The 4,521-nt window shown below is 36.8% G+C and carries 3 protein-coding genes; 2 read left to right on the top strand and 1 reads right to left on the bottom strand.

The features are described 5' to 3' along the window. Window positions 1–475: 475 nt before the first annotated feature. Window positions 476–1,840, top strand: a complete 1,365-nt coding sequence (locus tag PN497_RS02645; RefSeq protein ID WP_096565901.1) for a protein kinase domain-containing protein — start codon at window positions 476–478, stop codon at window positions 1,838–1,840. A gap of 177 nt (window positions 1,841–2,017) precedes the next feature. Here PN497_RS02645 and PN497_RS02640 read toward each other — a convergent pair whose 3' ends face one another. Then, window positions 2,018–2,263, bottom strand: a complete 246-nt coding sequence (locus PN497_RS02640; RefSeq protein WP_096565902.1) for a hypothetical protein — start codon at window positions 2,261–2,263, stop codon at window positions 2,018–2,020. A 476-nt stretch (window positions 2,264–2,739) separates the two neighbouring features. Here PN497_RS02640 and prfC point away from each other — a divergent pair, with 476 nt between their 5' ends. Then, the gene (prfC, locus tag PN497_RS02635; protein WP_096565904.1) at window positions 2,740–4,368 is read left to right on the top strand and encodes a peptide chain release factor 3; all 1,629 of its coding nucleotides are present in this window, start codon (window positions 2,740–2,742) and stop codon (window positions 4,366–4,368) included. Window positions 4,369–4,521 lie beyond the last annotated feature (153 nt).

Genomic DNA, 4,521 nt, shown 5'->3' with positions numbered 1-4,521 from the left:
GGATAACCAGGATTTTAGGATGTACAGGATGTTATTTATAGATTTTCTGTTGGTGTTTAAAGTTGTATTTGTCTGAATCAGGATAACCAGGATTTTAGGATGTACGGGATGGTAATTTTTAGATGGCTTATAAACATTCAAAAACAATCATTCAATAACATCATCAAAAAATCCCCAACTTCCCAACAAACAATCATCCAACAACATCCTGAAAATCCTCTAATCCTGGACATTATCTCGACTTCGCTCTTCGACACCGCTCAGGACAGGCTCAGTACAAGTCGCGGTAGTTGAGCGTAGTCGAAACTCGATAACCACCTGATTCAGACAAATAAAATCTCCAACTCCCAACAAACAATCATTCAATCACATCCTGTACATCTTCAAATCCTGGACATCCTGATTCAGACAAATAAAATCCCCAATCACACCAAAATCATGTATAATATACAGCGTCTATAAAAACTACCTAAATATGCAATCTACCATCACCCTGACTATTACCACAGGTAAACTCTCAGGAAAACAATATATATTCGACACTCGCACCACTTGTCTTATTGGTAGAAATGATGATTGTGGTTTATCCATACCCTACGAAGTTGATAAAAAAGTTTCCCGCTATCATTGTTTATTAGATATCAACCCCCCAGATATCAAAATCAAAGATTTAGGAAGTTTAAACGGAACTTATATTAATAACAAAAAAATAGGTGGTAGACAATCTCATCACACCCCAGAAGAAGCGCAAAAATTAAACTTTCCTGAATATGATTTACAAGATGGTGATAATATTATAATAGGTGATACTGTTTTTCAAGTTAATATTAAAATTACCCAACCACTTCATAAAACTCCTGATATTCAAACTCCTGGTTTTATCCAACCACCACAACCAAAAACCAAAACCAAACTTTTTGATGTCATTCAAAAATTAATCAAATTAGCGATAGGTGGAGAAAAACAATTAACAGCATTACGCAATTATCAAATTATCAAATCTATCGGAAAAGGTGGTTTTGGTGAAGTTTATTTAGCGCAACATTCCCAAACTGGTAAACTTGTCGCTTTAAAAGTCATGTTACCAGAAGTTGCACAGGATGAAAATCATGTCCAAATGTTCCTCCGGGAAATTGAAAACCTGAAAGCTTTAAAACATCCCTATGTTGTAGAATTATTTGATTATGGTTATGCAGAAAATATATTTTTCCTAGTCATGGAATATTACGAAGGTGGGAATGTTTATGATTTAATGCAGCAATTAGGAGGAAAATTACCTCTAGATATGTCTTTAGGAATTATCCTGCAAGTTTTAGACGGTTTAACATATACCCATAATGCAGAAATTCCCTATGTTAAATTAGCTAATGGTAGCTTTGCAAAAGGTAAAGGTTTAGTTCACCGAGATTTAAAACCAAATAATATTTTCTTGTGTAATATTAATGGTAAACTCACAGCAAAAATCGGTGATTATGGTTTAGCAAAATCTTTTGATTTAGCAGGTTTAAGTGGACAAACTTTCACCAAAAGAATGGGAGGTACACCGGGTTTTATTCCTCGTCAACAGGTGCTAAAATTTAAAGATGCAAAACCCGATGTTGATGTTTGGGCAAGTGCAGCTTGTTTATATAATATGTTAACAGGATATGTTCCCCGCAATTTCACAGATGATCCTTTTATGGATGTTCTGGAAAATGATCCTGTACCAATTTTACAACGTAATGCCAATATTCCCAAGCAATTAGCAGCAGTAATAGATTTAGCTTTAACTGAAAAACCGCAAATCCATTTTCAAAGTGCTGCAAAGTTTAAGGAAGCACTCATGAATGTAATTCTGTAAATCCTTAAATTCTGGATATCCTGATTCTGACAACGTAGACATTCAGATATAATATAATAGACTTCTCCAGAAAAGAAATTATGGCTTATTTATGGGGGCAGGTCGAAGCATTTGGGATATCTAGATGTCTGATTTTTCCGTCAAATTATCGCCCAAATGCTTCGCCCCTACAATATATTAAAAATCAATACATTCTATTTTGGAGAGGTCTATTGGTTTAGCTAATCCTTCTGCAATTTCTCTTTTAGCACGTTGAGCAGATGCAATTAATTTTTGTTGACTTTTTTTAAATGAATTATCCCATTTTAATTCATCTTGTAAATCTGCTAAATATTCTCTCAAATGTTCTGCAACTCTGTCTTGTACATCTTCAGATAAAGATTCCATCATTTTGATGACAGTGGTAATTGCTGGAGATGACATAATAGAATTTCCTTCACAACTTTACCAGTCTATTCTACTCAAAATCTCCCCATCCAGATGCTGATAAGCTGTTACACAGCTAAATTGTATAATCCTAATGTTCTGAACTCTTGTTTAACAGGCAAGATGCCTGTTCCACTTATACAAATTAAATGCACAACAGCTTAGTACAGATATTATAGAATATTACAAACGCACATCCTGTAAATCCTTAAATCCTGGATATCCTGATTCTGACAATCTTACAATCTGAGAAATCTCAAACAAGATCCTATATGCACGCACAGATTTCCACTGTAATAAAATCATAATGAAAACTACCCAATTTGTCAACTACCTCACCCATGAATTTTTGAATTATCTGAATTAAAATTGATTGATTCACCGGTGAAAATGAATAGAATAGACAAATATGTTTCCTTAGTCCTGAAAAAGATTACATTTAATTAAGTAAGGTAAAAAACAAATTACAAATTATGGCTACTGAACTGATTGAAGAACTAGGTGAAGCGGTGGAACTGCGTCGCAATTTTGCGATTATTTCTCACCCTGATGCTGGTAAAACTACGTTAACTGAAAAATTATTATTATACGGGGGTGCTATCCATGAAGCAGGAGCGGTAAAAGCTCGAAGAGACCAGCGCAAAGTCACTTCTGACTGGATGGCAATGGAACAACAACGGGGTATTTCTATTACCTCTACTGTTTTACAATTTGTCTATAACAATTGTCAAATTAATTTACTTGATACCCCTGGACACCAAGATTTTAGTGAGGACACTTATAGAACTTTAGCAGCAGCCGATAACGCGGTGATGCTGATTGATGCGGCTAAAGGGTTAGAACCTCAAACCCGGAAACTGTTTGAAGTGTGTAAAATGAGGGGTATTCCCATTTTCACCTTTGTGAATAAACTCGACCGTCCGGGAAGAGAACCTTTAGAACTTTTGGATGAGATTGAGCAAGAATTGGGATTACAAACATACTCGGTAAACTGGCCGATAGGAATGGGCGATCGCTTTAAAGGCGTATTTGACCGCCACCAAAAGCAAATCCATTTATTTGAACGTAGCGCCCACGGTAGTAAAGAAGCCCGTGATACTATAGTTGATTTAGGTGATAGCAGAATTGAACAACTTTTAGAACAAGACCTTTACCATCAACTTAAAGATGAGTTAGAACTATTAGAAGGAGCCGGTGGGGAACTAGATTTAGATTTAGTGCATCAAGGAAAAATGACTCCTGTGTTTTTTGGGAGCGCCATGACTAACTTTGGGGTCGAGTTATTCCTCAAATACTTCTTGGACTACGCCCTCAAACCCGGTACACATCACAGCACCGCTGGCGAAATTCCCCCAACTTACCCAGAGTTTACAGGATTTGTCTTCAAACTCCAAGCTAACATGGATCCCAAACATAGAGATAGAGTCGCTTTTGTCCGGGTCTGCACAGGTAAGTTTGAAAAAGATATGACAGTGAACCACGCCCGCACAGGTAAAGCTGTCCGTCTGTCTCGACCGCAAAAACTTTTTGCCCAAGAGAGAGAGTCTATTGATGTCGCTTATGCTGGGGATGTAATAGGTTTAAATAACCCTGGCGTTTTTGCCATTGGTGACACAATTTACACAGGGCAAAAACTGGAATATGAGGGAATTCCTTATTTTTCACCAGAACTGTTTGCGACTTTAAGAAACCCCAACCCCTCAAAATTTAAGCAATTTCAAAAAGGTGTTTCTGAACTAAGAGAAGAAGGTGCTGTACAAATTATGTACTCGACTGATGAAGCTAAACGCGATCCAATTTTGGCAGCAGTTGGTCAGTTGCAATTTGAAGTTGTGCAGTTCCGTTTACAAAATGAATATGGTGTAGAAACTATTCTTGATTTATTACCATATAGTGTGGCTCGCTGGGTTGAAGGTGGTTGGGAAGCTTTGGAAAAAGTGGGGCGTGTATTTAACACTACGACAGTCAAAGATAGTATGGGAAGACCAGTTTTATTATTCCGTAATGAATGGAATTGTCAACAATTACAGGGCGACCATCCAGAGTTAAAATTAAGTGCGATCGCTCCAGTGTTTTCTAGTCAACAACCAGTAGAAAAATAAACTATTAAAAGGGAATTGGTGATTGGTAATTGGTAATTGGTAATTGGTAATTGGTAATTGGTAATTGGTAATTGGTAATTGGTAATTGGTAATTGGTAATTGGGAAAATAAAATTGATTACCCAGTCCCCAGTCACCAGTCCCCAGTCCCCAG

This window comes from Sphaerospermopsis kisseleviana CS-549, from assembly GCF_028329225.1.
GTDB lineage: Bacteria > Cyanobacteriota > Cyanobacteriia > Cyanobacteriales > Nostocaceae > Sphaerospermopsis > Sphaerospermopsis kisseleviana.
Note: the sequence above shows the minus strand (reverse complement) of the source record. Positions and strands in the feature narration are given on the sequence as shown.